Consider the following 25584-nt stretch of genomic DNA (forward strand, 5'->3'; position numbering starts at 1 on the left):
CTACCGGACCGGGGCGATCATCGGTCCGAAGGAGCTGCGGTCCTCGAGGCGCGGGTCGGCCTTGTCCGGGACGACCAGCACCGGGCCGCGGGCGTGGTGCAGGACCCCCTGGCTCGTGGAGCCCATGAGCATCCCTGCGAATCCCCCGCGACCCCGCGTACCCACCACCAGCAGCTCCGACGTGGCGGAGGCCTCGATGAGCACTTCCGCCGGGGGCCCGTCCACGAGGTCCACACGGATGTCGACGTCGGGGAAGTGGCTCTTGAGCCAGTCGCGGCCCGCGGCGAGCTGGACGGCGAGGTCAGCGTGGAGGGCCTCCCGGTCCACAGGCGCCGGCACCCACGCGAGGGAGCCGTTGAAGGGTGCAACCGAGCAGACGACGCGCAGCGCCAGCCCTCTCGAGCGTGCTTCCTCGGCTGCGGCCAGGGAGGCCGTGCGTGCCTGTTCCGAGCCGTCGACACCGACGACCACGACGGGCTCCACCGGCGCGGCCGCCTGGTCCCTGTCCTTGCGAGGCTTCCTGTCCAGCTCCGGATGGCCGAGGCGCGCACCCGTGCACACGGGGACGACCGCCGTCGGGCACTTGGCGTGCGCGGGCAGAGCGCTGCTGACGGATCCGAGGAGGCGACCCACGAAGCCACCACGGCCCCGCGAACCCACGACCATGAGCTCGGCCTCCTCGGAGAGGTCGAGGAGCACGCCCGCGGCGTCGCCCGTCTCGATCCTGGGGTGCACGTCCACGCCCATACCCTCGATGTGCGTCAGCGCCTCGTCGAGGACGGCCCGCGCACTCTCCCGGATGACGTCGTCGTCCACGGTGGCGTAGCCGGCGTCCATGCTCGACGCCGCGAAGACCGGCACCGTGTACGCGGTGACCACGTACAGCGGCGAAGCGCGCCGTTCCGCCTCGCGCGCGGCCCAGAGAAGGGCGCACGTGCTCTGGTCCGACCCGTCGACGCCGACGACGATCCCGTGCTGCGCGAGCCCGTGCGACAGTTCTTCTGCATGCTCGCTGCCCACGGCAAGCCTCCCTCGATTGCGTGTCCCACCGCCTGTAGCGGCCGGTCCATCATTTGTAGCGCACCGGCTCGGCCGCGGTCTATCCACCGGTCTGTTCATCGTCTGTTCATGTCCTGAAAAGTTATATAGGCTGCGAGGACCCGTTGCGGGGGCCGGGCCATGAGACGGTTGCCTCTGTGCGTAGTGCTCTTGGATGACCCGTTCGCAGCCAAGAGTCCGTACGGTCCGGAAGAGGCGCCGGACCGTACGGGACCATTGCTCTGTGGAGAGGCGACCCTGTGGATCCCTTGCCCCTTGACCCGGCCCGCTCTGCGTCCGCGCACCCCGCGTCCGCGGAGCATACGAGCACCGTGGTCATCGGCACGGGGCTCTCCGGCCTCGCCGTCGCCAGCGAACTCAGCCGCCGCGGTATCAGCTCGATCGTGGTCGAGAGCATCGAATGCTCCGACTCCGGCGCGATGCGCACCGTCATGACGGACTCCGTCTCCCTGTCCGAGCGGACCGAACTCATGCGGCTCCTCCGCGCCTATGCCGCCTCCCACCGGCTCGACGTCCGGCAGACAACCGTCGCGGAACACCTCAGCGTCATCGGTCACCCGAAGCTCATCAAGGGCCCCGTGGGCCGCAAGAAATGGGCCGTGCAGACCGCCGACGGCGTCCTCCTCGCCGACCATGTGGTCCTGACCAAGTACCCGCAGAACGAGTTGCGGAGGTTCCTGCGCTCCATGGGCATCGCGATCGGCAGGGATCTGAAGGCCGCCCTGCGCGCGATCGGCCTGCACCTCGTCGGCGTCGGGGAACTGCTGACGCCCACCACGCGCGAGATCGTGCGCCAGGCGAAACTCGCGAGCGACGCGATCGTGGCCGAGGGGCCCGCAGCGCTCAACCGGATCGTTCCGCCCCGCGCGGCGATCTCACCGCTGAGGGCGTAGGTCACCGGCCCCGGGGACGGGGCATCCGGCGGTGCTACTTGCCGGCGCCGAGCCGTCGGCGGGCGGTGACCGCGAGCGCGACGGCGATGACCACCAGTGCCGCGATCATCAGCACGATGCTCCACGGGAAATCGCTCACCCCGGCCGTCTGCGTCTCGTTGTCGGGCGCGTCCTGTGCGTCGACGGGACCGGCGGTGCTCGCCGCATCCGGCACCGTCGTCGAGCCCTGCTGGGTCCGGAAGGCGAAGGTGCCCTCGATCGGGTGCGAGTCCGAACTCACCACGCGCCAGTTGACGGTGTATGTGCCGGCCGGTGCGCCCGACCGCAGCGGTTGGCTGGCGGACCGGTCCACGATCGACACCGGGCCGTCGGCCCAGTCGGTCCCTGCCTCGTCGAGGACCTGGACCTGCGCGCCGATCCCGGACGGGACGTTCGAGAATTGGAGCTCGAGGGTGGGCGGCAGCACCTCCACCGTGGCGCCCTCGGCCGGGTCGCTGCCGGTCAGTTCATCATGCGCGTTCGCCGCACCGCCCGTGCCGAGGAGCACGGCGAGGACGAGCAGGACGGCGGGCACGATCGCGGTGAGGGAGCGGAAGGGGCGACGACGCGTCGATCGGGGGCGCTGGGCGTGCAGGAGGGCGGACATGTTCCAAGCCTACGTGGAGTCCCTGACCGGGCGCTGGGACCGGTGCCGTCACGAACCGCGTCCCTCGAGGGGCCCGGGATAGACTTTCCCCGACCGTCCCCGCCCCTTCGCCCGAGGATCCCCCATGCTCAAAACTGGTTCCGCGCTGGATCGCTACTTCGACATCACGCAGCGGGGGTCCACGTTCTCGAGGGAGATCCGCGGCGGTCTCGCCACCTTCTTCGCCATGAGCTACATCGTGGTGCTCAACCCGCTCATCCTCGCCGGCGCCGACTCCTCCGGGACGGAGCTCGGCTTCGAACGCGTCGCCGCCGTGACGGCGCTCGTGGCGGGCATCCTGACGATCCTCATGGGCGCGTGGGCCAGGTACCCGTTCGCCCTGGCCACGGGCCTCGGCGTCAACGCCTTCGTCGCCATCACCGTCGCGACCAACCCGGGACTGGCCTGGGCGGACATCATGGGTCTCGTGATGCTCGCCGGGCTCACGATGCTCGTGCTGGTCCTCACGGGCTTCCGGACGGCGGTCTTCAACGCGGTGCCCGAGAGCCTCAAGACCGCGATCGTGGTGGGCATCGGCCTGTTCATCGCCCTGATCGGCCTCGTCAACGCGGGCTTCGTACGCCGCGTGCCCGACGTCGCGAACACCACCGTGCCCGTGGGCCTCGGCTTCGGCGGCGCGCTCATCGGCTGGCCCACCCTGGTCTTCGTCTTCGGCCTCATCCTGACCATCGCCCTCGTGGTCCGCCGGGTGCGCGGCGCCATCCTCATTGGCGTGCTCGCCGCGACCGCGCTCGCCGTCGTGCTCGAGGCCGTGTTCGACGTCGGCCCCAGCGTCGCACCGGGCCAGGAACTGAACCCCGCGGGCTGGTCGCTCGTGGTCCCCGAGCTGCCCGCCGGATCGTGGGTGGGCGTGCCCGATCTGAGCCTCGTGGGCAACGTGAGCCTGTTCGGCGCGTTCGGCCACCTCGGTGGCACCGCCGCCGTCCTGCTGACCTTCACCATCCTGCTCAGCATCTTCTTCGACGCCATGGGCACCATGGTGGGCCTCGCGAACGAGGCGAAGCTCGTCGACGCCAAGGGCAACATCCCCGGCGTGAACCGGGTCCTGGTGGTGGACGCACTCGGTGCGGTCGCCGGCGGCGCGGGCTCGGTGTCCTCCAACCAGATCTACGTCGAGTCCGGCGCCGGGATCGGCGAGGGCGCCCGCACGGGACTCGCGAACGTCGTCACGGGCCTGCTGTTCCTGCTCGCGATGTTCTTCACCCCGCTCATCAGCCTCGTCCCGTTCGAGGCCGTGGCCCCCGCCCTCGTGGTGGTGGGCTTCATGATGGTGGCCCAGGTGGGGCGGATCGACTTCGAGGACTGGGGCGTCGCGATCCCGGCCTTCCTCACGTTCATCCTCATGCCGTTCACCTACTCGATCGCCAACGGCCTCGGCGCCGGCTTCATCGCCTTCGTGCTGATCCGCGGCATCCAGGGCCGCGGGCGCGAGGTGCACCCGTTGATGTGGGCGGTCGCGGCGGCGTTCGTCGTGTTCTTCGGCATCGGGCCCATCGAGCAGCTGCTCGGCATCTGAGCCCCGGGCCGGCCTCCGCCGTCCGCGGGGGCGTCGCCCCGGCACGTCGGCACGGGAGAGCGACGACGGCGGGTGGGGCCGCCGTCGCTGGTTCCGGGGTGGATCGGGCTCGGCTCAGCGCGCGGACCAGCCGCCGTCCATGACGTAGGAGGACCCCGTCACCATCCCGGCATCGTCACCCGCCAGCCAGGCGACGAGCGAGGCGACCTCCTCCGGTTCCACGAGACGCTTGATCGCCGATTCGGTGAGCATGATCCGCTCGAGCACCTCCTCCTCGCTGATGCCGTGCACGCGGGCCTGGTCCGCCAACTGGTTCTCCACGAGGGGCGTGCGGACGTAGCCGGGGTTGACGCAGTTGCTCGTGACGCCGTGCGCGCCGCCCTCGAGGGCCGTGACCTTGGAGAGCCCCTCGAGGCCGTGCTTGGCCGTGACGTAGGCGGCCTTGAACGGCGAGGCCCGCAGCCCGTGGACCGAGGAGATGTTGATGATCCGGCCGGAGCCCCGGGCGTACATCCCCGGGAGGGCGGCGCGGATCAGGAGGAACGGCACCTCGACCATGAGCCGCTGGATGCGCCGGAAGTCCTCGGGATCGAAGTCCTCCAGAGGGCTGACGGTCTGGATGCCCGCGTTGTTCACGAGGATGTCCGCCTCGAGGGTCAGCGTCTCGAGTGCCCCCGTGTCGAGCAGGTCCACCGCCCACGCCTCGCCGCCGAGGTCGGCGGCCAGGTCCGCCGCGCCGGCCTCGTCGCGGTCCGCGACGACGACGTGCGCTCCCCGTCCGGCGAGCGCGCGGGCGCAGGCCGCGCCGATCCCGCTCGCGCCGCCCGTGATGAGGGCGCGACGCCCGGACAGGGGCCCCGGGGTCAGGGCCGCCGTCGGCCGGGATGCCGTCGTGCTCATGGCCTGGCCTGTCCCACGAACGGCTCGTCCAGCCCGTGTCGCCGCGCGTCCTCCGCATCGACCTCGCGGAGCGATGCGCCGCGGGTCTCCTTGAGGGTCAGGACCGCGACCAGGGTGATGCCGCAGGCGGCCACGAGGTAGAGGGCCACGGGCACCCAGCTGCCGTACTCCTGCAGGAGCGCCGTCGCGATGATCGGCGCCAGGGATCCGGCGAGGATGGACGTCACCTGGTACCCCAGGGAGACGCCGGAGTACCGCATGCGCGTCGGGAACATCTCCGACATGATGGCCGGCTGTCCCGCGTACATGAAGGCGTGGAAGACGAGGCCGATCGTGACGGCGAGGATGATCAGGAAGGGGTTCAGGGTGTCGAACATCGGGAAGGCGAAGAACGCCCACGTGGCGCCGAGGACGACCCCGAGGAGGTAGACCGGCTTGCGGCCGAAGGCGTCGGACAGTCTACCGACCTGCGGGATGACGGCGAAGTGGACCACGTGCGCGATCAGGAGTGCCAGCAGGAGCTGGGAGGTGTCGTATTGGTGCACTGTCTTGAGGTAGACGATCGTGAAGCTGACGATGATGTAGTAGAGGATGTTCTCGGCGAACCGCAGGCCCATCGCTCCGAGGACACCCTTGGGGTACCGCTTGACCACTTCGAGGACGCCGTAGCTGACAGCCTTCTCGGATTCGATCTTCTCGCGTGCCTCGAGGAAGATCGGCGCCTCGCTGACATGCGTCCGGATGTAGTACCCGATCACCACGATGATCGCGGAGGCCCAGAACGCCACGCGCCAGCCCCAGCTGAGGAACTCGTCCTGCGGCAGGATCCAGCTCATGCCCAGCAGCACGAGCGTGGCGAGGAGGTTGCCCACCGGGACAGCCGCCTGCGGCCAGCTGGACCAGAACCCACGGGATCGGTTGGGACTGTGCTCGGCGACGAGGAGCACCGCGCCACCCCACTCCCCTCCGACGGCGAAGCCCTGGATGAAGCGCAGGATCACCAGCAGTGCGGGGGCCCAGTAGCCGATCGAGTCGAACCCGGGGAGGCAGCCCATGAGGAAGGTGGCGACGCCGACGAGGATGATGGTGAGCTGGAGCGTGTGCTTGCGGCCGAGCTTGTCGCCGATCTGACCGAAGACGATCCCGCCGAGCGGCCGGGCCACGAAGCCGACGGCGTACGTGAGGAAGGCCGCGATGATGCCGTCGAGCTCGGAGCCCGCGTTGGGGAAGAAGAAGGTCCCGAAGACCAGGCTCGCCGCGGTGGCGTAGAGGAAGAACTCGTACCACTCGACGACCGTCCCGACCATGGCGGCCGCGACGATCCGCTTGAGGCCTGACGCCTCGCCGGCTGTCCCGTCGCCCTGCTGGTTACCCGGGGTGTTCGAGCGTTGATTGACGCTCATGAAGATCTCCTCTGTCGACGCTGACATGGCGGGCCCGCATGTCGGGACCCTGCTGGGTTTCTTCGAGTATCCCTGCGCCCTTTCGGTCCGCCAATGGCCAGATCGGCACCCTCGCTCTGCAATACTGCAGATGTGCTTCCACCCAATGCCCAGGACCTCGTGGTGCTGCTCGCCGTCGCGCAGAGCGGACGCTTCACCACGGCCGGTGATGCGCTGGGGCTGAACCACACGACGGTGTCCCGGCGGATCGCGGCGCTCGAGAAGGCGCTCGGGGGGCGTGTCGTCTCCCGCGGCAGCGGGGGCTGGGAGCTGACGGACCTGGGCCGCCGGGCGGCGGACGCGGCGGCCGCCGTCGCGGAAGCGGTCGCCCGGCTGGGCGACGACGACGGCGCGCTCTCGGGGGTGGTGCGCATGAGCGCCACGGACGGCTTCAGCGCCCTCATCGCCGCTCCCGCCTTCGCCCGGCTCCGGGCCGCCCACCCCCGGCTCAGCATCGAGATCATCACCGCGACACGGCGGGCCTCGCAGACCCGGACGGGCCTCGACTTCGAGGTGGTGGTCGGCGAACCGCAGGTACACCGGGCGGAGGCGGAGCGGCTGGGCACCTACGTCCTCGGCCTGTACGCGTCCGAGGAGTACCTCGCCACCCACGGGACGCCGGGCACGCTGGAGGAGGCCATGCGCCACCCGCTCGTGTACTTCATCGACTCGATGCTGCAGGTGGACAGCCTCGATGCGCCCCGGCGGCTCCTGCCCACCATGCGCGACGCCCTGAGCTCGACCAACGTCTTCGTCCACGTCGAAGCCACCCGGGCGGGTGCCGGGCTCGGCCTGCTGCCGTGCTTCATGGCCGACCGGCACGGCGACCTCGTGCGGCTCCTTCCCGCCGACGTCGCGGAGGAACTCGACTACTGGCTCGTGGTGCGGGCGGACGCTCTGCGACAGCCCGCGGTCGCCGCAGTCGTCGACGCGCTGCGGCACGCGACCGCGGCGATGGAGCCGCAGCTCCTGGGACGCTGACGGCCGTTGCCCGTCGCCTGCCGTCGTCCGACGGGGCGCGAACAGTCGGAAGCGACCACGGGCCGCTACGAGGCCCCGCCCCTCGGCCGGAGGCGCGTCTCCTCGACGTCGAGCACGCGCTGCGCCCTTTGCAGGACGCGCGAGGAGTAGGTGCCGCGGGCCCTGGCGGCGAGCAGCGCCTGCCGCTCCGCTTCGAGGACAGCGAGACGGAGGTCCCTGTACTGCCGGTGCGGGGAGCGCACGAGCTTCTGCTCGGGCAGCCGCGCCTTCTCCCACTCGATCTCCGATCGCATCCCGGTGTCGGCCCGGACGCGCTCCAGCACGTCGTCGTCCACCTCGACGTCCTCGCCCATGATGGCCTGCGGATCGTCCAGCACGCGCAGGCCCTCCTTGCGCAGCTCGTCGAACAGCGTGGCGGACTCCTCACGGTCGGCCTCGACGTCGATCCCCTGGATCTTCAGCACGCGGATGAGCGCCGGAAGGGTGCTGCCCTGCACCAGCAGGGTGGTGACGGCGACGGTGAAGGCGATCAGCACGAGCTGCTCCCGGTACGCGAACGTCTCCGGCAGGGACTGCGCGGCCGCGAGCGTCACCACGCCGCGCATCCCGGACCAGCCGAGCACCGTGGCGCCCTTCCAGCCGAGCCCCTCGCGCCGTTCGAGATCGAGGTCCGCCTTGCGGCGCTGGTACAGCCGCGTGAGGGCGCGCCGGCGTCGTTCCTGCCGGGCGTCGAGCGTGCGCAGCTTCCTCAGCCTGCCGAGTCCGCGGCGCAGCTGCAGCGTGCGGCGCTCGGCCCGGCTCGGCAGGCGCCGCATGAGCAGCACGAGGGAAAACACCCAGAGGAAGCGCAGCAGGATCAGGGCGAGCGTGACGACGAGGCCGATGATGATGGTCTGCCCGACGGTCAGCAGCGACTGGTCGATGCTCTGGAGCAGTCCGCGGACCTCGAGGCCGATCAGCAGGAACACGCCGTTCTCCAGCAGGAACTGCACGGTCCGCCAGTTCACGTTGTCGCTGATGCGTGCGCGGGCGTCGATCCGGCTGGCGCTGTAGTGCCCCGTGTAGATGCCGGCGACCACCACGGCCAGCACCCCGGAGGCGTGGAGCTCCTCGGCTGGCAGGAACGCGATGAAGGGGACGGCCAGGGACAGGGCGGTGTCCAGGACGGGGTCGTCGAGCCGTGACCGGATGAAGACGGTCAGGGCCCCGACGGCGTATCCCACCACCACCGCGACGACGACGGCGAAGGCGAAGTCGGCCACCGCCGCACCGAAGCCGCTGAGGGCACCGGCGGACGCGGCGATGGCGCTGCGCAGGAGCACGAGGGCGGTCGCATCGTTCACGAGGCCTTCGCCCTCGAGCACGGTGAGCAGCCGCGGGGGCAGGCCGAGGCGGCGGCCGATCGAGGTGGCGGCGACGGCGTCGGGCGGGCTGACGACGGCGCCGACCGCGATCGCGGCCGCGAGCCCGAGGCCGGGCAGCAGGGCGTGGAGGAGCAGTCCTGTGGCGAAGGCCGAGACGACGACGAGGGCCACGGAGAGGCTGGCGATCGGGGTGACGTTCCGGCGGAAGTCCGTCACGGGCGTCTTGATCGCCGCGGCGTAGAGCAGGGGCGGCAGGATGCCCGTGAGGATCCATTCGTCGGGGATGCTGAAGCTCGGCACGCCCGGCACGAAGGACAATCCGATCCCGACGACGACGAGGATCAGCGGTGCCGCCACGCCCACGCGCTTCGAGAGCACGGCGACGCCGACCAGGACGGCGATCCCCATGATTCCCAGCAATCCCAGTTCCACCCGGCCAGCCTAGTGGGCGAGCGCGCACGGCCCGGGCCGGGTGCGGCGCTTGACGATCGCGGGCGCTGGGCCCGACGCCGTCGCGCCTCAGTCCGTGAGGACCTGCGCTCCCGCGGCGAAGGTGCGCACGCGGGCGTCCTGCCAGAGGTGTGCCGGCACTCCCCCGCCGAGCAGCTCGCGGGCGAGCCCCGGGCTCCCGCCGAGGGGCGCATCGCTCCCGGCGATGATCACGTTCCCGTAGCGCCTGCCCTTCAGCATCGCGGGGTCCGCGATGATCGCCGTCGAGGTGAACGCGGCGGCGATGGTCGCGGCTTCCCGCCGCGCCATCGCGAGGTCGGGGCCGTCACCGCAGTTGACCACGTACACGCCGTCGGGCGCGAGCACCCGCTTGGCGGCCCGCGTGAACTCGCGCGTGGTCAGCGGCGCCGGGGTCAGGGCTCCGGCGAACACGTCGCGGATCACCAGGTCGCGGCTGTTCTCGCTCAGGGCTTCGGTCACGGCGCGCGCCTCCCCCACCCGGATCCGGACGAGGGGTGCCCGCGGGAGGTCGAACCACTCGCGCACCAGCTCGGCCAGGCGTCCGTCGAGTTCGACGACGACCTGGCGGGCCTGGGGGTGGCTGGCGGCGAACCGTCGCGCCAGCGAGCAGGCTCCACCGCCGAGGTGCAGCACGCGGAGCCGGTCGGAGGGTGCCCAGCGGGAGTCGACGAGCGAGGCGATCCACCGCATGTACTCGAAGTCGAGCTGCAGCGGGTCCTCGAGGTCGATGTGCGAGCTGGGCACGCCGTTGATGCGCAGCACCCAGCCGTGGGAGTTGTACGGGTCGGGTTCGAGCTCGCACGTCCCGGTGTCGATGGGGAACTCGCCGATCTCGGGGCGGGGCCCCGCGGGCTTCGCCATCTTCGAGGGCCTCGTCATTCCTGGTCGGGGCGGTGCATCCGGAACATGGGCCTGTGGTGCCATGTCGGTCCGCACAGCATGGACGTGCCGTCCGGCGTGAAACCGTTGCGGACGTAGAAGCGTTCGGCCCGCGGGTTGCCGTTGAGGATCCACAGGTAAGCGGCTCTCGTGCCGATCGCGGTGTCTAGCAGCCGCTGCCCCAGGCCTGTGCCGTGGGTGGAGCGCAGCGTGTAGATGTGGTGCAGCTCGAAGTCGGGCCTGTCCTCGTCGCGCCCGGGGCCCGACGTCGCGATCGCCACCGGCTCGCCGCCGTCGTCGAACGCCAGCCAACTCCGGGGGCTGCCGGGAGTGGGCTCGGCGTCCTCGAAGGCCCTCCTCCGCCGCTCGATGATCGCGGGCAGCTCCGCGTCGTAGTACTCGTGGTACTCGCGCGGCATGATCTGCTCGTACGTCTCGTGCAGCCCGGCGACGTGCGTGCGCGCGTAGGCCTCGGCGTCGTCGACCATGGCCGGCCGGATGACATAGGGCAGGGTCAGCAGGGGCTGTGTCACCGTGCCAGTTTAGTGGCCTGAAGACACCGAATACGGCGGGCGGGCGGTCGTCACGAGTGGCCCTCGAACTGTTCCTGCTCGGCGAGGGCCGCCTCCAGCCGCTCCACCTTGCCGGTCAGCTCGCCGGTGCGCCCGGGGCGGATGTCCGCCTTCAGCACCAGCGACACGCGGCTGCCGTAGCGGGCGACGGCGTCGGTGGCGTTCTTCACGACCGCCATCACCTCGTCCCACTCGCCCTCGATGGTGGTGAACATGGAGTCCGTGGAGTTCGGCAGTCCGGATTCGCGCACGACGGCGACCGCTGCGGCGACGGCGTCGTGCACCGACCCGTCGGGGTTCTCGCGGGTGAGGTCGGAGGAGCCGGACGGGGCGACGCTGAAGGCTACGAGCATGGTCCCAGTCTGGCATGCGGTGACCCGGATCAGCCCCCGACGACCGCCTTGACGAGTTCGTTCGCTCCGAGGGAGAGGAAGACGACCGTTGTGATGCCGAGGAACACGTTGGACAGCCACCTGTTCCGCCATTCCTTCGCCAGCCGGGAACTGTTCAGCAGCACCAGGAGCGTGATGGCCAGGAACGGCATGAACAAGGACCCGAGGACCCCGTACATGAGGATGAGGAAGAAGGGGCGGCCGAGCAGCAGCAGCAGCATCGGCGGGATGGTCAACCACAGCATGTATGCGCGGGCGGGCTTGCTGTGCGAGCCGGGGGCGTCGTCGTCGGACAGGTCGTCCGCCTTCTTCCGGAAGTTCGCCCAGAAGTCGGCGAACATGAGGCTGACGCCGTGCCACACACCGAGGAGCGAGGAGAACGACGACGCCCAGAACCCGATGAGGAAGACCTTCGCCCAGACCACCCCGTAGCGCTCCTCGAGCACCACGCCCATGTCCAGCAGGCCGCGGTCGCCGCTCTGGAGCGAGATGTTCGCGGTGTAGAGCAGTTCGGCGCCCAGGATGAGCATGCACACCACGAAGATGCCGGTCATCGTGTAGGCCACGGAGTTGTCGACCCGCATGACCTTCATCCACTTGGGCTTGTTCCAGCCCTTCTCCCGCAACCAGTAGCCGTAGGCGGCGAGGGTGATGGTGCCACCGACACCACCGGCGAGTCCGAGGACGTAGAACACCGACCCCGCCGGGAGGGTCGGTACGAGTCCGGTCAGCATCGAGGGGAGGTTCGGGGTGGCGAGGATCGCGGAGCCCACGACGGAGACGAACATGATGCCGACCATGACCGTCATGATCTTCTCGAAGAGCCCGTACCGGCCGAACCAGACGAGGGCGAGGCCGATCAGCCCGGATGCGATGGCGAAAACGTTCAGAGGGATGGCGGGGAACAGTGCCTGGAGCGGCAGGGCCGTCGAGCTCATCGCCGTCGCCCCGTAGACGAAGCCCCAGATGATGATGTACGGACCGAAGTACCAGCTGGTCCAGACGCCGAGGGTCCGCCAGCCCTGGAAGATCGTCTTGCCCGTCGCGAGGTACCAGCGGCCCACCCCCTCCACGAGGATGATCTTCAGGACACACCCGATGACCGCGGCCCACAGCAGCGCGTACCCGTACTGGCTGCCGGCGATCAGGGTGGCGACGAGGTCACCGGCGCCGACGCCGGTGGCCGCCGCGAGGAGGCCGGGTCCGACGAGTCTCCATTTCGGTTTCTCGAGTCCGTCGACGTCCGTTCCCGCGCGATCAGCGCTCATGCTGCTCCCTCGAAGTCCTGATGGTCGGGATGAGCCTAGCAAGGGTGATGAGCATTGTGCCTGTTCTGGGTGCGGGTCGGCGAGGGCCGGGGCTTCCGCCACCGTGCGCCCGGGGGCTGCCGTGCGTTCCGCAACAGCCTTGGTGACGGTCACGGGTGGACACCGGACCCGGGGGAAGGCCCGGGCGTGCCCGGGCCTTCCCCTTCCGTGCCGCGCTCAGGGACCGGTGACCCGCAGGGCCTCCCAGCCGTAGAGCTCGCCGTCACCCGAGAAGACGACGACCTTGTTGTTTCCGGGACGCGTGCCGTCCGGCGTGGTCACCGTCACCTCGCCGTCGTCCGACGCCTGCCGCCAGCCGAGGCCCGCGTCATTGAGGTAGACGTAGAACCACGCGCCGGCCTCGAGGTTCTCGAGCGTGACCTCGTTCGCACCGCGGTCGAACTTCACGCCGGCCAGGCCGAGGTCGACGCGCGTGCCCTCCTTGAGGTCCTTCGCGCCGGCAGGTTCCGGGACGAAGGACGGTTCCTTGTTCACCGGTTCACCGGGCCCCGTGTCCTCACCGGTGTAGGCGATGCTCGGCGCCGGTGGTGCCTCCATGTCGTGACCCAGGAAGTAGGAGGTGTGAGGTGGCTGGTTGTAGGAAGTGTTCTGCCATGCCACGCCGAGACGGTACACAGGGTCCGACTGCAGGGTCCGCAGCCGGTGCTCGATCAGGTCCACCGTCGTCGAGATGCGCAGCGCCGTCGAATCCTCCGTGCGCGTCACGATCTCCTCGCGCCAGTCGCCGAACAGGTCCGCCTGAAGGGCGGGATTCGCCTTCGTGGTGTTGTTGCTCAGCGTTCCCTCCGCCCGGTAGATCTCCTCGGCCGCCTCGGTTTCGGGGTTCCACTTCGAGATCGTCGGCACCCCGGCCGCAGCCGCGGCGTCGTAGTCGTTGTCCGTGATCTCCCGGAGCAGGTCGCCGTCCCACCAGGTGACGAAGTTCGCCGCGGGGATCTTCTCCGAGATCAGCTCCCCAGCCGACGAGCGCAACTGCCCGACGGGCGAGTTGTAGGCGGCGTCGCCGCCGATGGCCCAGCCCTCCGCACCGGCGTGGTTCGGGTCGATGTCCGCCATCACTGCACGGCCGGTGTCCCGCGCGGCCGGGATGGACCAGAGGATCTCCCCCGTCGCGGCGTCGCGATAGGTCGCGCCACGGTTTCCCGACGCACCCATGTCCTCGTGGGCCGCGAAGACCTCGAGGCCCTCTCTGGACGGATCGAAGTCCGCGACGTGGAGCGCGTCGCCGTGCCCGAGGCCGGTGTTGTGGAGCGCATCACCGTCGTCGTCGATGGTCATCGACCCGAAGACGATCTCGTCCTTCTGGTCGCCGTCGACATCCGCCACGGAGAACTGGTGGTTCCCCTGGCCCCGGTACTCGCTGCCGGACTCGTCGGAGTCGAACGTCCAGCGAGAGGTGAGGTTCGTGCCGTCGAAGTCGAAGGCCGCGATGACCGCGCGGGTGTAGTAGCCGCGGCTGAAGATGACACTCGGCTTCTCACCGTCGAGGTAGGCCACGCCCGCCAGGAAGCGGTCCACGCGGTTGCCGTAGGTGTCCCCCCACGAGCCGACATCGCCGCGGGCCGGCACGTAGTCGATGGTGTCGATCGCAGCACCGGTCGCGCCGTCGAAGACGGTGAGGAACTCGGGGCCGCTGAGCACGTAACCGGAGGAATTACGGTGGTCGGCGGTCGCGCTGCCGATCACCGTACCTGCGCCGTCGACGGTACCGTCGGCGGTCTTCATGCTCACCTCGGCCTTGCCGTTGCCGTCGAGGTCGAAGACCTGGAACTGCGTGTAGTGCGCGCCGGCCCTGATGTTCTTCCCCAGGTCGATCCGCCACAGGCGCGTGCCGTCGAGCTTGTAGGCATCGACGTAGACGGTGCCCGTGTACCCGGCCTGCGAGTTGTCGCGGCCGTTGGTCGGGTCCCACTTCAGGATGATCTCGTACTCACCATCGCCGTCGACGTCGCCCACGGAGGCGTCGCCGGCCTTGTAGGAGTAGGGCTGACCGTCCTTGGTGACGGCGTCGGCCGGCTTGTCGAGGGGCACGTCGAGGTACTGCTGGTCCCACACGGTGAAATCCTCCGTGGCCCAGCGCTCCACGCCGTCGACCACCGAGCTGACGCGGTAGGTGGCGTCGGCCGAGCCCTCGGCGTCGAGCAGGTTGGTGCTGCCCGTGACGGGCTTGCTCGTGACGCGTTCGCCGTCACGGTAGACGTGGAAGGCGATGGCGTCGTCGTCCAGCCCGAGCATGCGCCATCCCACGTACACCCCGTCCGTGCCGTCGACGGCGACGGGCGCGCGGTTCAGCCGCTCGGCCTGGCGCTTCAGGGTCGTCACAGCCGGGGAGGTGATGGTCGAGGACCGCTCGGATGCACCGCCCGCATTCACTGCAGTCACCGCGTAGGTGTACTCGATGGTCGTCAGCACGTCGGTGTCCTCGAACGAGGCGTCGTCGGTGCGGCCGACCAGCTCGAAGTCGCCGAGTGACCCGTCCGCCGTCGGCTCTGCGCGGTACACCTGGTAGAACAGGGCGCCGTCCGACGGTGTCCACGTGATCGTGACGTCGTTCTTGTTGACCGCACCGAGGGCCAGGCCGGTGGGGACGGGCGCCACGGGGACATCCGGATCGACCGTGGTCAGCTCGAGCGGGTCGGAGGGAACGGATTCAGTGCCGGCGGCGTCGAGCGCCACCACGGTGTAGGTGTACTCCAGTCCGACGTCCGCGGTGGTGTCCTTGAAGTCGGGGGCGTCGGTGTCGCCGACGGCGACCGGGGCATTGCCGGCCGATGCCCGGTACACGCGATACCCCGCAGCGCCCTCGGTGGCCTCCCAGCCGAGATCGACCGTGACGACGGAGCCGTCGATGCTGAGATCGTCGAGCACCAGGCCTGACGGCGCCAGGATCAGCGGGGTGATCTCGATGCCGTTGAGCCTGGACGACGATCCGGTGAGCACGAGGTTCAGCTGCCCGTCCGTGACCTGCACCGGCTGGCTGACCTTCTGGGAGACGGCGGCGCGGCCCGCGTTCGAGTCACCGAAGTTCTTGCCCTCGAGCTGGATGGTGGAGCGGCTGGTACCGATCCAGTCACCGTTGTAGGTCGTCACCGCGTAGGACCCGTTCGGCACGTCCACCGCGAACTCGTGGGCCGTGGTCGGGAGCAGGAAGTCCCGCTCCAGGTCGTTGGGTGCCGGGGTGAAGTTGATGCCCCGGTCTCGGCCGCCGAGACCCGAGACGTCGAGGAAGCCCCATCCGCGGTCGACGTCGTAGATGCTGTTCTGGTTCACCTCGAGGTAGCCCGGCATCACCGGGTTGCCGGCGAGCTGGACGTCGAAGGCGTAGAGGGGTGCCTTGGTGGTGATCCTGACAGCCGCGGAGGGCGCCGAGTCACCGCGCCCGTTGACCGCGACGACGCGGAGATCATAGGACTCCCCCTCGGTCAGACCACCGATCGCTGCCTGCGGGAGGGTCGACGTCGTGACCAGCTCGTAGGCGTCATCGGCGTCGGAGGCCTTCTTGCTGAACACCTTGTAGATGTCCGATCCTTCGACGGCAGCCCAGGTCAGCTGCGCGCCGGCGTTGGAGACGTTGCTGGCTGCGAGCCCGGTGGGGGCGGCAGGCACAGCGGCAGGAGGTTCGACGGCGGCGACGTTTCCGGCGAGCGGGATGTCCAGGGCCGCGACGTCGGTGGCGACGAGCCGGGCCATCTGGATGGCTCCGTAGTCCTGGAAGTGGGTGTCGTCCGCGGTCCCGGTCGGGCGGCTCGGATAGACCCCCGCCGGGACGTGGAGGAAGACGGACTTCGCGGCCTCGGCGCCGATCCCGGACAGGTAGTCTCGGCTGGAGGCGGAGAGGTCGACGACGGGCGTGCCCGTGTCGGCTGCGAGGGACTTGACGGCTTCCACGTAGGCAGGGAAGGAGACGTTCGCCTCTCCCGTCGTGGCGTCGAAGGACCGGCGGGAGACGGGGCTCACGAGCACCGGCGTGGCCCCTCGCTGACGGGCACCGTCGACGTAGGTGCGGAGGTACTCGTAGTAGTCACCCGGAGCCGCGTACCGGTCGTCGACACCGTAGCTGTTGTCGTTGTGGCCGAACTGCACGAAGAGGTAGTCGCCCGGGCGGATGGTGCGGAGCACCTCGTCGAGGCGCCCCTGGCTGATGAAGTTCTTCGAGCTGCGACCGCCGATCGCCTTGTTCTCGACCGTGACGCCGTCGTCGAGGAAGCGGTCGATCATCTGTCCCCAGCCGGCCTGCGGCGCGTAGTCGCTGGTGTAGGTCTGGACCGTCGAATCGCCGGTGATCCACACCGTCGGTTCGGCGCCTTCGGTGCGCTCCGCCTGACGCGTGAGGACGAGGCCGTTGAGGTTGGGGGCGGTGCCCGCGAACTCCAGGTTCAGCTGGCCGTCCACCACGGCGATGTCGAACGACATCTCCAGGAAGGCCCCCGCCGCCCTGGTGGTGGGCTGCACCTTGGCCATCTGCTCGGCGGTGATGGCGATGTCGGTCGGTCCACCGGTATCGCCCGCGATGAGATCCACGGTGTAGTCACCGTTGGGCAGATCCACGACGAGTTCGGTATCGCCCACGGTGACGAAGTCGCCGCGGGTGGCGTCCGCACCGCCGCGATCAGTGGCCGTGACCTTCGAGGAGTCGATGAATCCCACCCTCGAGTCCGCGGAGTAGGCGGAGGTGGTGTCGATCCGGGTGGCACCCGGCGCCGTCGACCCGCTCCCGAGGTCGAAGGTGAGGACGCCGCCGTCCGGCAGTGCGGGAGGATCGTCGAGCGGGTTGGAGACGGTCGGGGCCGACGGCGACGAGAGGCCGTCCGCTCCGCGGGCCTGGACGCGGTAGAAGTTCGGGGTGGAGGTGTCGGCCGTCGGGTCGGTGACGAAGACGTCGCGGCCGGCGGCGGTCTCTGCGACCTGCGTGAACGGACCGGCCGCGGATGCGGCGCGGGACAGTACGTAGCCCGCGGCGCCGGCCACCTCGTTCCAGCGCAGGACGACGCCTTCCGCGCTGACGTGCGCGAGGCGGAGGTCCGCCGGGGCTGCAAGGGCGGACACCGGCTCCTCCGGATCCGGCTCCGCGGGCGGTGCCGCGGCCTCGGTGATGACGATCCCGTTCACGTAGCCGCCCGCGCCGGGGCCGCTGATATCGACCGTCAACTGCCCGTCGCTCACCGTGGTGCTCCACGTCTGCTGTTCCACCGCTTGGCGGGCCTGGACGACGCCGGCGGGTGCTCCCTCGAGGGAGACGGAGGTCTTGGTGGTGCTGGTGCCGGCGAGCTGGTCGCCCGAGAGCACCGTCACGTCGTAGGTGCCGTTCGGCACGTCGGCCACGAACCCCCAGCTGGCCCCGAGCACGAAGTCGTTGGCGACGGCGTCCGGTGTTCCACCGGTGCGGTAGCGCGATACGGGGGTGATCCCGTCGACGGGAACGATGCCGAAGCTCGCACCCGGCGCGTAGGTGGTCGTCTCAGTGACGCGGCTCCAGCCCTCCCCTACCGGACTGGAGGCGGTCCCGAAGTCGAAGGAATAGGTGCGGGGTGGATCGGCGGCGTGGGCCGGGGTGCCCACGAGTGCAAGGCCGAGAATGGTCACCCCTGCAAGGAGCGGAGACGCAAGACGGGCGCGTTTGAGACCGGAGTGTGGCATGGAGGTAGTACCTTCTCGTTTCGTCATTGAAAACGGATGCGGGTGTCCACCGCCCTTCCCATACCCCGGGTACGGCGGGGTGAGGGAGCGGATCAGCGGTGACGTGCCGCCAGCCTAACCGGGCCCGTTACAGCGATCAAGGGTTTGGGAAAACGCTTCCCAAACCCGGTATTGGTACCCGCAGGGGCCATGAGCGTCACGCTTCCTGCGTTCCGGGCGCGACGCACTAGGTTCTAAGGGGGCCGGAGGGGCCGTGCGGAGGGAGAGGGCATGCTGGGACTGCTCGGCGGTTTCGCCGTCGTCGGCGCCGTCATCCTGGTCGGCTACATCGCCGGACGCCTCGTGATCGGCGGACCCCAGGCCGGGTTCGCGCTGAACCAGGTGGCGTTCTTCGTGACCAACCCGGCGCTGCTCTTCATCGTCCTGGCGGAGGCCGACCTCGGGTCGGTGTTCACCGAATACGTGCCGATCGCCCTGATCTCCTCCCTCGCCATCGCCGTCCTCTACGTGCTCGTCAGCAGGCTCCTCTTCCGCCGGGCGGCGGCCGAGACCGCGATCGGCGCCATGGCGAGCTCCTACGTCAACGCCAACAACATCGGCATCCCCATCACTGTCTACGCGCTGGGCGACGCGACGCTGATCGCGCCCGTGCTGCTGGTGCAGCTCCTGCTCCTGGCACCCCTCTACCTGACGATCCTCGACCTGACCTCCCACCGGAAGCCCTCCGTGCGTGCCGTCCTGACGCAGCCGTTCCGCAACCCGATGATCATCGCCTCGCTCCTGGGGGTCGCCGTGTCCGCATCCGGGTTCAGGCCGCCGGCCCCCCTCTGGGAATCCATCGCGCTGCTCGGTGGCGCCGCCGTCCCGATGGTGCTGATCTCCTTCGGCATGTCGCTGCCGGGAAGCCGGCCCCTCAGACCGAGCCCGGACCGCCTGCAGGTCTTCACGGCCACGATCCTCAAGAGCGCACTCATGCCGGTGGCCGCGTACCTCATCGCGCGGCACCTCTTCGGGCTCGACGGCGAAAGGCTGCTCGGCGCCGTCGTCGTGTCAGCGCTGCCCACCGCCCAGAACGTCTTCATGTTCGCGTCCCGGTACGGTCGCGGTGTACCGCTGGCCCGCGACACCGTCCTGCTGTCCTCACTGCTCGCGATCCCGGCGCTCGTCGTCGTCGCGGCCCTCCTCGCCTGACCCGGGCCCGGGCTTCCGCGGGCAAAACCGCGGCGGCACCACTTCCGGAAGCCGGAGCAGGAATGCTTCGCCGCCCCGACGTGTTACCACCGGTGGAGTCAGGCTCCGATCGAACTTGGCTCCACGCCTCCCGGTTCTCGACGGCGCAACCGGGGCGACGACCGCCGGCACTTCCCATGATTGGTACCCCTTGTCTGTCTCCCTCCCGCCGAGAACCACCGCGAAGGCCTCCGCGCCGTTCCCCTACATCGGGCTGCTGTCGCTCGCGGGAGCGATCTTCGTCTCCGTGACCAGCGAGTTCCTGCCAACCGGCCTCCTGCCCGCGATGGCCCGCGACCTCGACGTCGGCATCTCCACTGCCGGCTACCTCGTGACCATCTTCGCGGGCACCGTGGTCGTCGCCACCACACCGCTCGCCGCCGTCACGCAGCGGTTCTCGCGCAAGTCGCTGATCGTCGTCGTGCTGCTGGTGATCGCGGCGGCGAACATCCTCGCGGCCGTGGCCCCCACGTACGGCGTCCTCGTCGCCGCCCGCATCCTCGGCGGGCTGGCGCACGGCCTCTTCTGGGCCGTGGTCGCCGCCTACGCCGCGCACCTCGTCCCGGCCCATCAGCTCGGCAAGGCGGTGGCCATCACGGCCGGCGGCGGGACGGCGGCCTTCGTGCTCGGCGTCCCCGTGGGGACGGCGATCGGCAACGCCCTCGGCTGGCGCGCCACCTTCACCATCATCGGCGTGGTCGTGGCCGTCCTCGCCCTCGTGATCGTGAAGTACCTGCCGCCCGTGAACCACCACGTGGAACGCGCGGCCGGTGAGGCGCACGTCCCGCTGCGCCGGGACCCGAGCTTCCGCGGCGTCCTCCTGCTGTGCGCGGTCATCCTGATCCTGCTGACGGGCCAGAACACGTTCTACACGTACATCGCCCCCTGGCTGACGGACGTCTCGTCCTTCGAGCCGGGCTCCGTGGCCCTGGTCCTGTTCCTCTACGGCGGCGCGGGCATCATCGGGCTCGTCGGGGCGGGCTACGCCGCCGACCGCTTCCCCCGGAAGGCCTTCGCCGGCGTCGTGCTGCTGGTGATGGCCGCAGTCCTCACGCTCGCCCTCTTCACCGCCAACACCGTGGTGGTCCTGATCGCCGTGATCGTCTGGGGCGCGGCCTTCGGCGGCATCCCGGCCATGCTGCAGACGAGGATGCTGCGCACCGCGTCCTTCCGCACCCGCGACCTCTCGGCGGCCCTGCAGACGACGGCGTTCAACGTGGGGATCGGCGGCGGCGCGCTCCTCGGCGGGCTGCTCCTCGATGGCATCGGGCTCGAGGCCCTGCCCTTCGTGATGATCCTGCTCGTGGCCGCCGGCCTCGCCCTGAGCCTCTCCACGGACACCGTGAAGGACCGCCGGGAACGCCACCGGCTCCACGCGGGCTGACCCGCGCGGGGCATCCTCGCACACCTGCGAGCCCCTCGGATGGGTCCTTCGTCACAGTCGGAGGTCGTGGTAGGCCTCCCCGACCGGCGGCGGCGGGGGTTCGGTCCGCCGCCCTCCGCCCGGCGCCGGCCGCCCCGCCGGCGCCGGGCGGAGACCTCAGGATCGCCGCGGGTACTGGGAAGCAGTGCTCTCCCGACCCGCGCGGCCGATGCCGTCCGGCGGGCCCCTCCGGCCGGTCGGAACCACCGGCCGGAGGCCCGGGCAAGCGGCTTTTCGCCCCGGACCCGCGCGGACCCTGCCCTCGTGGTCCGCGTACCGTAAGCCGTATGTCTAATTCCACCGAGCCCATTCACGGATCACCGCCCAGCGAGGACACACCCTTCGAGGTCCCTCCAGGAGAGGCTCCCGCCAAGGCTGCGCTGGACAAGCCGGTTCTGTTCGTCTCGCTCTCGATCGTCATCCTGCTGATGCTCGCGGCCGTGGTGTTCCCCACCCCGTTCTCGGGGTTCACCTCCTCCGTGCTCAACGGCCTCGTCGTGAACCTCGGCTGGGCGTTCGTGCTCACTGCCACCGGTTTCGTGGTGTTCGCCCTGTTCCTGGCCTTCAGCAAGTACGGGCGCATACCCCTCGGCAAGGACGGCGAGAAGCCCGAGTACTCGCGGGCGTCCTGGATCGCGATGATGTTCAGCGCGGGCATGGGCATCGGGCTCATGTTCTACGGCGTCACTGAGCCCATCTCCCACTACCTCGCACCGCCCGTCGAGGGCATCGAGCCCGGCAGCCAGGAGGCTGCCCGGCAGGCCATGAACTACACGCTTTTCCACTGGGCCATCCACCCCTGGGCCATCTACGCCGTCGTCGGCCTGGCCCTGGCCTACTCGGCGTTCCGGAAGGGCCGCGGCGCCGGCTTCAGCGGCGCTTTCACGGCGCTCTTCCGCGGCCGCCCCACACCCGCCGGGATGCGCGCCATCGACGTGTTCGCGATCTTCGCGACCCTCTTCGGCTCGGCCACGTCCCTCGGCCTCGGCGTCCTGCAGATCAACGGCGGACTCACCGAGGTCTTCGGCATGGGCAGCAGCCTGGCCCTGCAGATCACGCTGATCGCGATCCTGACCGTCTGCTTCGTCGTCTCCGCCGTCAGCGGCGTGAGCCGGGGCATCAAATGGCTCTCCAACGGCAACATGATCCTGGCCCTGGCCCTGCTGTTCTTCCTGTTCGTCGTCGGCCCCACTGTCTTCATCCTCGAACTCATCCCGGCGTCGGCCGGCAGCTACCTCATCGACCTGCCCCAGATGTCGTCCCGCACCGGCGCGTTCGGCGGCCACGAGTGGCTGGCGGCGTGGACCATCTTCTACTGGGCCTGGTGGGTCTCGTGGACGCCCTTCGTCGGGTCGTTCCTCGCGAAGATCTCGCGTGGGCGCACCATCCGCGAGTTCGTGATCGGCGTCGTCGCCGTCCCCAGTGTCATCAGCATCATCTGGTTCGGCGTGTGGGGTGGCTCGGCCCTGCACCTGCAGAACAACGGGGTGGACATCGCGGCGGCCAACGCCGAGAGCCAGGAGTCTGCGATGTTCGCGCTCCTCGCCCAGTACCCGCTGGCGTCCGTGACCTCCATCCTCGTGGTCGTGCTCGTAGCGATCTTCTTCATCTCGGGTGCCGACGCCTCCTCGATCGTGCTCGGCTCGCTGTCCTCCTTCGGCGCGGCCGTCCCGCGCAAGTGGCTGACCATCCTGTGGGGCACCCTGACCGGAGCCGTGGCCGCCGTCCTGCTCTCCGTGGGGAGCCTCGAGGCCCTGCAGACGCTCACCATCATCGCCGCGGCCCCGTTCCTGCTCGTCATGATCGGCCTGTGCGTGGCGCTCATGATGGACCTCGCGAAGGACCCGCTCATCACCGGCGCCCGGCGCACGGGGTCGCGGATCGCACGCAGGGTCGCCCCGCCGCAGGGCTGACCCGGCGTCGGGAGTGATGCACCGGGCGGGGAACGCGCGAGGCAGAATGGTGCGATGCGCGCTGTCTGCTTCGACGGGTTCTCCGCCCGCCCCGTCCTCCGGGACGTCCCCGCCCCCGTCCCCTCGCCCGGCGGCGTCGTCGTCCGTGTGGAGGCGACGGGCCTCTGCCGCAGCGATGTGCACGGCTGGCTCGGGCACGACGCCGGCATCACCCTCCCGCACGTCCCCGGCCACGAACTGGTGGGCACCATCGTGGCGGCGGGCGGCGACGTCCGGCGCTTCTCCGTCGGCGACCGGGTCACCACACCGTTCGTCTGCGCGTGCGGCCGCTGCCCCGAGTGCCGGTCCGGCAACGGCCAGGTGTGCCGCAACCAGACGCAGCCGGGCTTCACGCACTGGGGCTCGTTCGCGGACCTCGTGGCGCTCCACGACGCCGACACCAACCTGATCGCCGTCCCCGCCTCCCTCGATGCCGGCGCCGCCGCACTCCTCGGGTGCCGCTTCGCGACGTCCTACCGCGGACTGGTCCACCAGGCCCGCCTCGAGGGCGGGGAACACCTCGTGGTGGTGGGGTGCGGCGGGGTGGGACTGAGCGCCGTCATGATCGGCGCGGCGCTCGGCGCCCGCGTGGTGGCGGTGGACATCGACGACGCCGCCCTGGCACGCGCGGCCCGTTTCGGCGCCGTCCACACCATCGACTCCTCCGGTCTCTCCCGAGCCGCGGTGCTCGCCGCCCTGGCCGAGGCCGCGCCCTCGGGGTTCGACGTCTCGGTGGACGCCCTCGGCCGGGAGGAGACCGCCGCCGCGGGGATCCTCTCGCTGCGGCCACGCGGCCGGCACGTGCAGATCGGCCTGTTCCCCGCCGACCCCGTGATCCCCATGGGCGCCGTGATCGGCCGGGAGCTGTCGATCCTCGGCAGCCATGGCATGCCTGCACAGGACTACGCGGGACTGCTCGATCTCGTGGCCGCGGACCGGCTGCGTCCCCAGGACCTCATCGAGCGCAGGATCACCCTCGACGAGGTCCCGGGCGCCCTCGTCGCGATGGCGGGCGACCGCTCCGCCGGCGTGACCGTCATCGACGTCGGGGCCTGACCTACGCGTTCAGGTCGAGGACGAACCGGTAGCGCACGTCGTTGCGCCGCAGCCGGTCCAGTGCCTCGTTGACCTCGGCCACGGGCAGCACCTCGACGTCGGCCGTGATGCCGTGCTCGCCGCAGAAGTCCAGCAGTTCCTGCGTGGCACGGGTGCCGGCGCTTCCCGCCGCGGCGAGGCTCTTGCGGCCGATCAGCAGCGCCATGGGGTCGAATTCGAGGCGTTCGGTGATGCCGAGGCTGCACAGCGTGCCGTCCATGGACAGAGCCCGCAGGTACGGCGTCATGTCGTGAGGGGCGGACGCGGTGTCGAGGATCAGGTCGTGGGTGTCGGACTGCGCGGCCATGGCGGCGTCGTCGGTGGAGAGTACGACGTCGTCGGCCCCCAGCAGGTAGGCCGCGTCCGCCTTCGCGGGTGAGGTGGTGAACACCGTGACACGCGCGCCGAGCGCCTTGGCGAGCTTGACCGCGAGATGCCCCAGCCCGCCGATCCCGACGACACCCACCGTACTGGCCGGGCCCACCTGCCAGCGCCGCAGCGGCTCCCAGACGGTCACCCCCGCGCACATCAGGGGCGCGACGGCGGCGGGGTCCAGCTGCGCGGGGACGGCGTAGGCGAAATCCTGCCGGACCACGTACTCCTCGGAGAAGCCGCCCTGCGTGGGCAGGCCGTCGTGCCGGTCCACGCCGCCGTAGGTGAGGGTGGGGAAGGCATGGCAGTAGTTCTGCTGATCGGCCAGGCATGCCGCGCACGTCCCGCAGGAGTCGACGATGTTGCCGACCGCGACGCGCTGGCCGACGGCGAAGCGCGTGACGGCCGCGCCGATCCCGGTGACCGTCCCGGTGAACTCGTGGCCGGGCACGAGGCGCGCCGGTCCCTGCGCGGCCGAGGCGAGCGCGTCGAGGTCGCTGTGGCAGACGCCGCAGTAGTCGATCCCGACGGCGATGTCGTCGGGGCGGAGGTCCCGCCGCTGGAAGGTCCACGGCGTCACTCCGCTGCCGCCGTGCACGGATGCGTATCCGTTGATGTGTCTCATGGGACTCCTCCAGAACTAACCGTTTGGTTGGATTGACCCTACGCGACGTCGACGGAGAAAGAAACCAAACGGTTGGAATAGGGTGGAGGGATGGGCAACAGCGACGCGACCAGGAAGCGGATCCTCGAGGCGGCCACCGCGGAGTTCGCCGAGCGCGGGATCGCCGGGGCGCGGATCGACCGCATCGCCACGGCCGCCCGCGCCAACAAGGCACAGCTCTACGCCTACTTCGGCAACAAGGAGCAGCTCTTCAGCGCCGTGCTCCGCGACCAGCTGCGCGCCATCGTCGACGCCGTGCCGATCGACGGCGAGGACCTTCCCGGGTACGCCGTGCGCCTGTACGACGACTACCTCGCGCACCCCCTCATCGTGAAGCTGGCCGTCTGGACGCGGCTGGAGCGCGCGCCCTCCGGCGGGCTCGGCCCCGAGATCGGCACACTCGACGGACCGAAGTTCGAGGCGATCGCGGCAGCCCAGGCTCGGGGGCTCGTCGACCCGGCCATCCCCCCGGCCCACCTGTTCTCGCTGGTGATCGCCCTGTCGATGACGTGGTCCCCCGTCAGCACCACCATCGCGGCCTCCCCCGACGACGACGAGGCGCAGCACGAGGAACGACGGCAGCTGATCCGCCTCGCCGTGCAACGCCTGATCACCCCCTGACGAACCCTCGCCTGACCGCCGCGTGTCCAGGCGGCCCGCCCGCCGCGCTCCCGGAACGCTTCCGGATGCCGACCGGACGTGGTGATA

At 70.2% G+C, this 25584-nt stretch carries 19 protein-coding genes; 8 read left to right on the plus strand and 11 right to left on the minus strand.

All coding sequences use genetic code 11. The features are described from left to right. Positions 1–1020: a universal stress protein gene (locus AC4D2O_RS01330; RefSeq protein ID WP_490904736.1), complete on the minus strand. Its 1020-nt coding sequence runs from the start codon at positions 1018–1020 to the stop codon at positions 1–3. Between the two features lie 278 nt (positions 1021–1298). On the opposite strand from AC4D2O_RS01330, the gene AC4D2O_RS01335 reads away from it, so the two are divergent. Continuing rightward, on the plus strand, positions 1299–1952 hold the full coding sequence (locus tag AC4D2O_RS01335) for an FAD-dependent monooxygenase (protein WP_490904737.1): 654 nt from the start codon (positions 1299–1301) through the stop codon (positions 1950–1952). A 34-nt stretch (positions 1953–1986) separates the two neighbouring features. Here AC4D2O_RS01335 and AC4D2O_RS01340 read toward each other — a convergent pair whose 3' ends face one another. After that, on the minus strand, positions 1987–2598 hold the full coding sequence (locus tag AC4D2O_RS01340) for a copper resistance CopC family protein (protein WP_490904738.1): 612 nt from the start codon (positions 2596–2598) through the stop codon (positions 1987–1989). Positions 2599–2722: 124 nt separating this feature from the next. On the opposite strand from AC4D2O_RS01340, the gene AC4D2O_RS01345 reads away from it, so the two are divergent. Then, entirely contained in the window at positions 2723–4174 is a 1452-nt protein-coding gene (locus AC4D2O_RS01345; protein ID WP_490904739.1) for an NCS2 family permease, read from the plus strand. Positions 4175–4288: 114 nt separating this feature from the next. On the opposite strand, the gene AC4D2O_RS01350 is transcribed toward AC4D2O_RS01345, so the two are convergent. Both AC4D2O_RS01350 and AC4D2O_RS01355 read right to left on the minus strand, forming a co-directional pair. Beyond that, positions 4289–5074 carry a 3-hydroxybutyrate dehydrogenase gene (locus AC4D2O_RS01350; protein ID WP_490904741.1) on the minus strand — a complete coding sequence of 262 codons (786 nt, stop codon included), beginning with the start codon at positions 5072–5074 and terminating at the stop codon, positions 4289–4291. Further along, positions 5071–6477: an MFS transporter gene (locus AC4D2O_RS01355; protein WP_490904742.1), complete on the minus strand. Its 1407-nt coding sequence runs from the start codon at positions 6475–6477 to the stop codon at positions 5071–5073. The genes AC4D2O_RS01350 and AC4D2O_RS01355 overlap by 4 nt, the downstream gene beginning before the upstream one ends. Positions 6478–6570: 93 nt before the next feature. Here AC4D2O_RS01355 and AC4D2O_RS01360 point away from each other — a divergent pair, with 93 nt between their 5' ends. After that, entirely contained in the window at positions 6571–7497 is a 927-nt protein-coding gene (locus AC4D2O_RS01360; RefSeq protein WP_490904743.1) for a LysR family transcriptional regulator, read from the plus strand. A gap of 65 nt (positions 7498–7562) precedes the next feature. On the opposite strand, the gene AC4D2O_RS01365 is transcribed toward AC4D2O_RS01360, so the two are convergent. The 6 genes from AC4D2O_RS01365 to AC4D2O_RS01390 form a co-directional block, all read right to left on the minus strand. Continuing rightward, the gene (locus tag AC4D2O_RS01365) at positions 7563–9293 is read right to left on the minus strand and encodes a cation:proton antiporter (protein WP_490904745.1); all 1731 of its coding nucleotides are present in this window, start codon (positions 9291–9293) and stop codon (positions 7563–7565) included. A gap of 87 nt (positions 9294–9380) precedes the next feature. Beyond that, positions 9381–10193 (minus strand): spermidine synthase, encoded by an 813-nt coding sequence (locus tag AC4D2O_RS01370; protein ID WP_490904746.1) that lies wholly within the window; start codon positions 10191–10193, stop codon positions 9381–9383. Positions 10194–10207: 14 nt separating this feature from the next. Next, the gene (locus AC4D2O_RS01375) at positions 10208–10744 is read right to left on the minus strand and encodes a GNAT family N-acetyltransferase (RefSeq protein WP_490904747.1); all 537 of its coding nucleotides are present in this window, start codon (positions 10742–10744) and stop codon (positions 10208–10210) included. A 50-nt stretch (positions 10745–10794) separates the two neighbouring features. Beyond that, positions 10795–11136: a thiamine-binding protein gene (locus tag AC4D2O_RS01380; RefSeq protein ID WP_490904748.1), complete on the minus strand. Its 342-nt coding sequence runs from the start codon at positions 11134–11136 to the stop codon at positions 10795–10797. 29 nt (positions 11137–11165) lie between these two features. Then, a complete protein-coding gene (locus tag AC4D2O_RS01385; RefSeq protein WP_490904750.1) occupies positions 11166–12443 on the minus strand; it encodes an Nramp family divalent metal transporter in 1278 nt (425 codons plus the stop codon). A gap of 216 nt (positions 12444–12659) precedes the next feature. After that, on the minus strand, positions 12660–18140 hold the full coding sequence (locus tag AC4D2O_RS01390; protein WP_490904752.1) for a rhamnogalacturonan lyase family protein: 5481 nt from the start codon (positions 18138–18140) through the stop codon (positions 12660–12662). Positions 18141–18410: 270 nt separating this feature from the next. Between AC4D2O_RS01390 and AC4D2O_RS01395 the strand changes: the two genes are divergently transcribed. The 4 genes from AC4D2O_RS01395 to AC4D2O_RS01410 all read left to right on the plus strand — a co-directional run bounded on the left by AC4D2O_RS01395 (position 18411) and on the right by AC4D2O_RS01410 (position 23801). Then, entirely contained in the window at positions 18411–19331 is a 921-nt protein-coding gene (locus AC4D2O_RS01395; RefSeq protein WP_490904753.1) for an AEC family transporter, read from the plus strand. Between the two features lie 190 nt (positions 19332–19521). Continuing rightward, a complete protein-coding gene (locus AC4D2O_RS01400) occupies positions 19522–20754 on the plus strand; it encodes an MFS transporter (protein ID WP_490904754.1) in 1233 nt (410 codons plus the stop codon). A 326-nt stretch (positions 20755–21080) separates the two neighbouring features. Then, positions 21081–22706: a BCCT family transporter gene (locus AC4D2O_RS01405; protein WP_490904755.1), complete on the plus strand. Its 1626-nt coding sequence runs from the start codon at positions 21081–21083 to the stop codon at positions 22704–22706. Positions 22707–22760: 54 nt separating this feature from the next. After that, complete coding sequence (locus AC4D2O_RS01410) at positions 22761–23801, plus strand: alcohol dehydrogenase catalytic domain-containing protein (protein ID WP_490904756.1); 1041 nt, start codon at positions 22761–22763, stop codon at positions 23799–23801. A gap of 1 nt (position 23802) precedes the next feature. Here the strand turns inward: AC4D2O_RS01410 and AC4D2O_RS01415 are convergent, their stop codons facing one another. Continuing rightward, the gene (locus AC4D2O_RS01415) at positions 23803–24837 is read right to left on the minus strand and encodes an NAD(P)-dependent alcohol dehydrogenase (RefSeq protein ID WP_490904757.1); all 1035 of its coding nucleotides are present in this window, start codon (positions 24835–24837) and stop codon (positions 23803–23805) included. A gap of 90 nt (positions 24838–24927) precedes the next feature. On the opposite strand from AC4D2O_RS01415, the gene AC4D2O_RS01420 reads away from it, so the two are divergent. Continuing rightward, entirely contained in the window at positions 24928–25497 is a 570-nt protein-coding gene (locus tag AC4D2O_RS01420; RefSeq protein ID WP_490904760.1) for a TetR/AcrR family transcriptional regulator, read from the plus strand. Positions 25498–25584: the final 87 nt, after the last annotated feature.

It is taken from the genome of Arthrobacter sp. TJ-238, assembly GCF_058269215.1.

Bases quoted from the DNA above. Each gene is read 5' to 3' on its own strand.
- AC4D2O_RS01385 (WP_490904750.1), bottom strand. From the start codon at position 12,443: ATGAGCGCTGATCGCGCGGGAACGGACGTCGACGGACTCGAGAAACCG.
- AC4D2O_RS01420 (WP_490904760.1), top strand. From the start codon at position 24,928: ATGGGCAACAGCGACGCGACCAGGAAGCGGATCCTCGAGGCGGCCACC.
- AC4D2O_RS01390 (WP_490904752.1), bottom strand. From the start codon at position 18,140: ATGCCACACTCCGGTCTCAAACGCGCCCGTCTTGCGTCTCCGCTCCTT.
- AC4D2O_RS01405 (WP_490904755.1), top strand. From the start codon at position 21,081: ATGTCTAATTCCACCGAGCCCATTCACGGATCACCGCCCAGCGAGGAC.
- AC4D2O_RS01410 (WP_490904756.1), top strand. From the start codon at position 22,761: ATGCGCGCTGTCTGCTTCGACGGGTTCTCCGCCCGCCCCGTCCTCCGG.
- AC4D2O_RS01380 (WP_490904748.1), bottom strand. From the start codon at position 11,136: ATGCTCGTAGCCTTCAGCGTCGCCCCGTCCGGCTCCTCCGACCTCACC.
- AC4D2O_RS01360 (WP_490904743.1), top strand. From the start codon at position 6,571: ATGGCCAGATCGGCACCCTCGCTCTGCAATACTGCAGATGTGCTTCCA.
- AC4D2O_RS01370 (WP_490904746.1), bottom strand. From the start codon at position 10,193: ATGGCGAAGCCCGCGGGGCCCCGCCCCGAGATCGGCGAGTTCCCCATC.
- AC4D2O_RS01415 (WP_490904757.1), bottom strand. From the start codon at position 24,837: ATGAGACACATCAACGGATACGCATCCGTGCACGGCGGCAGCGGAGTG.
- AC4D2O_RS01345 (WP_490904739.1), top strand. From the start codon at position 2,723: ATGCTCAAAACTGGTTCCGCGCTGGATCGCTACTTCGACATCACGCAG.
- AC4D2O_RS01340 (WP_490904738.1), bottom strand. From the start codon at position 2,598: ATGTCCGCCCTCCTGCACGCCCAGCGCCCCCGATCGACGCGTCGTCGC.
- AC4D2O_RS01395 (WP_490904753.1), top strand. From the start codon at position 18,411: ATGCTGGGACTGCTCGGCGGTTTCGCCGTCGTCGGCGCCGTCATCCTG.
- AC4D2O_RS01350 (WP_490904741.1), bottom strand. From the start codon at position 5,074: ATGAGCACGACGGCATCCCGGCCGACGGCGGCCCTGACCCCGGGGCCC.
- AC4D2O_RS01355 (WP_490904742.1), bottom strand. From the start codon at position 6,477: ATGAGCGTCAATCAACGCTCGAACACCCCGGGTAACCAGCAGGGCGAC.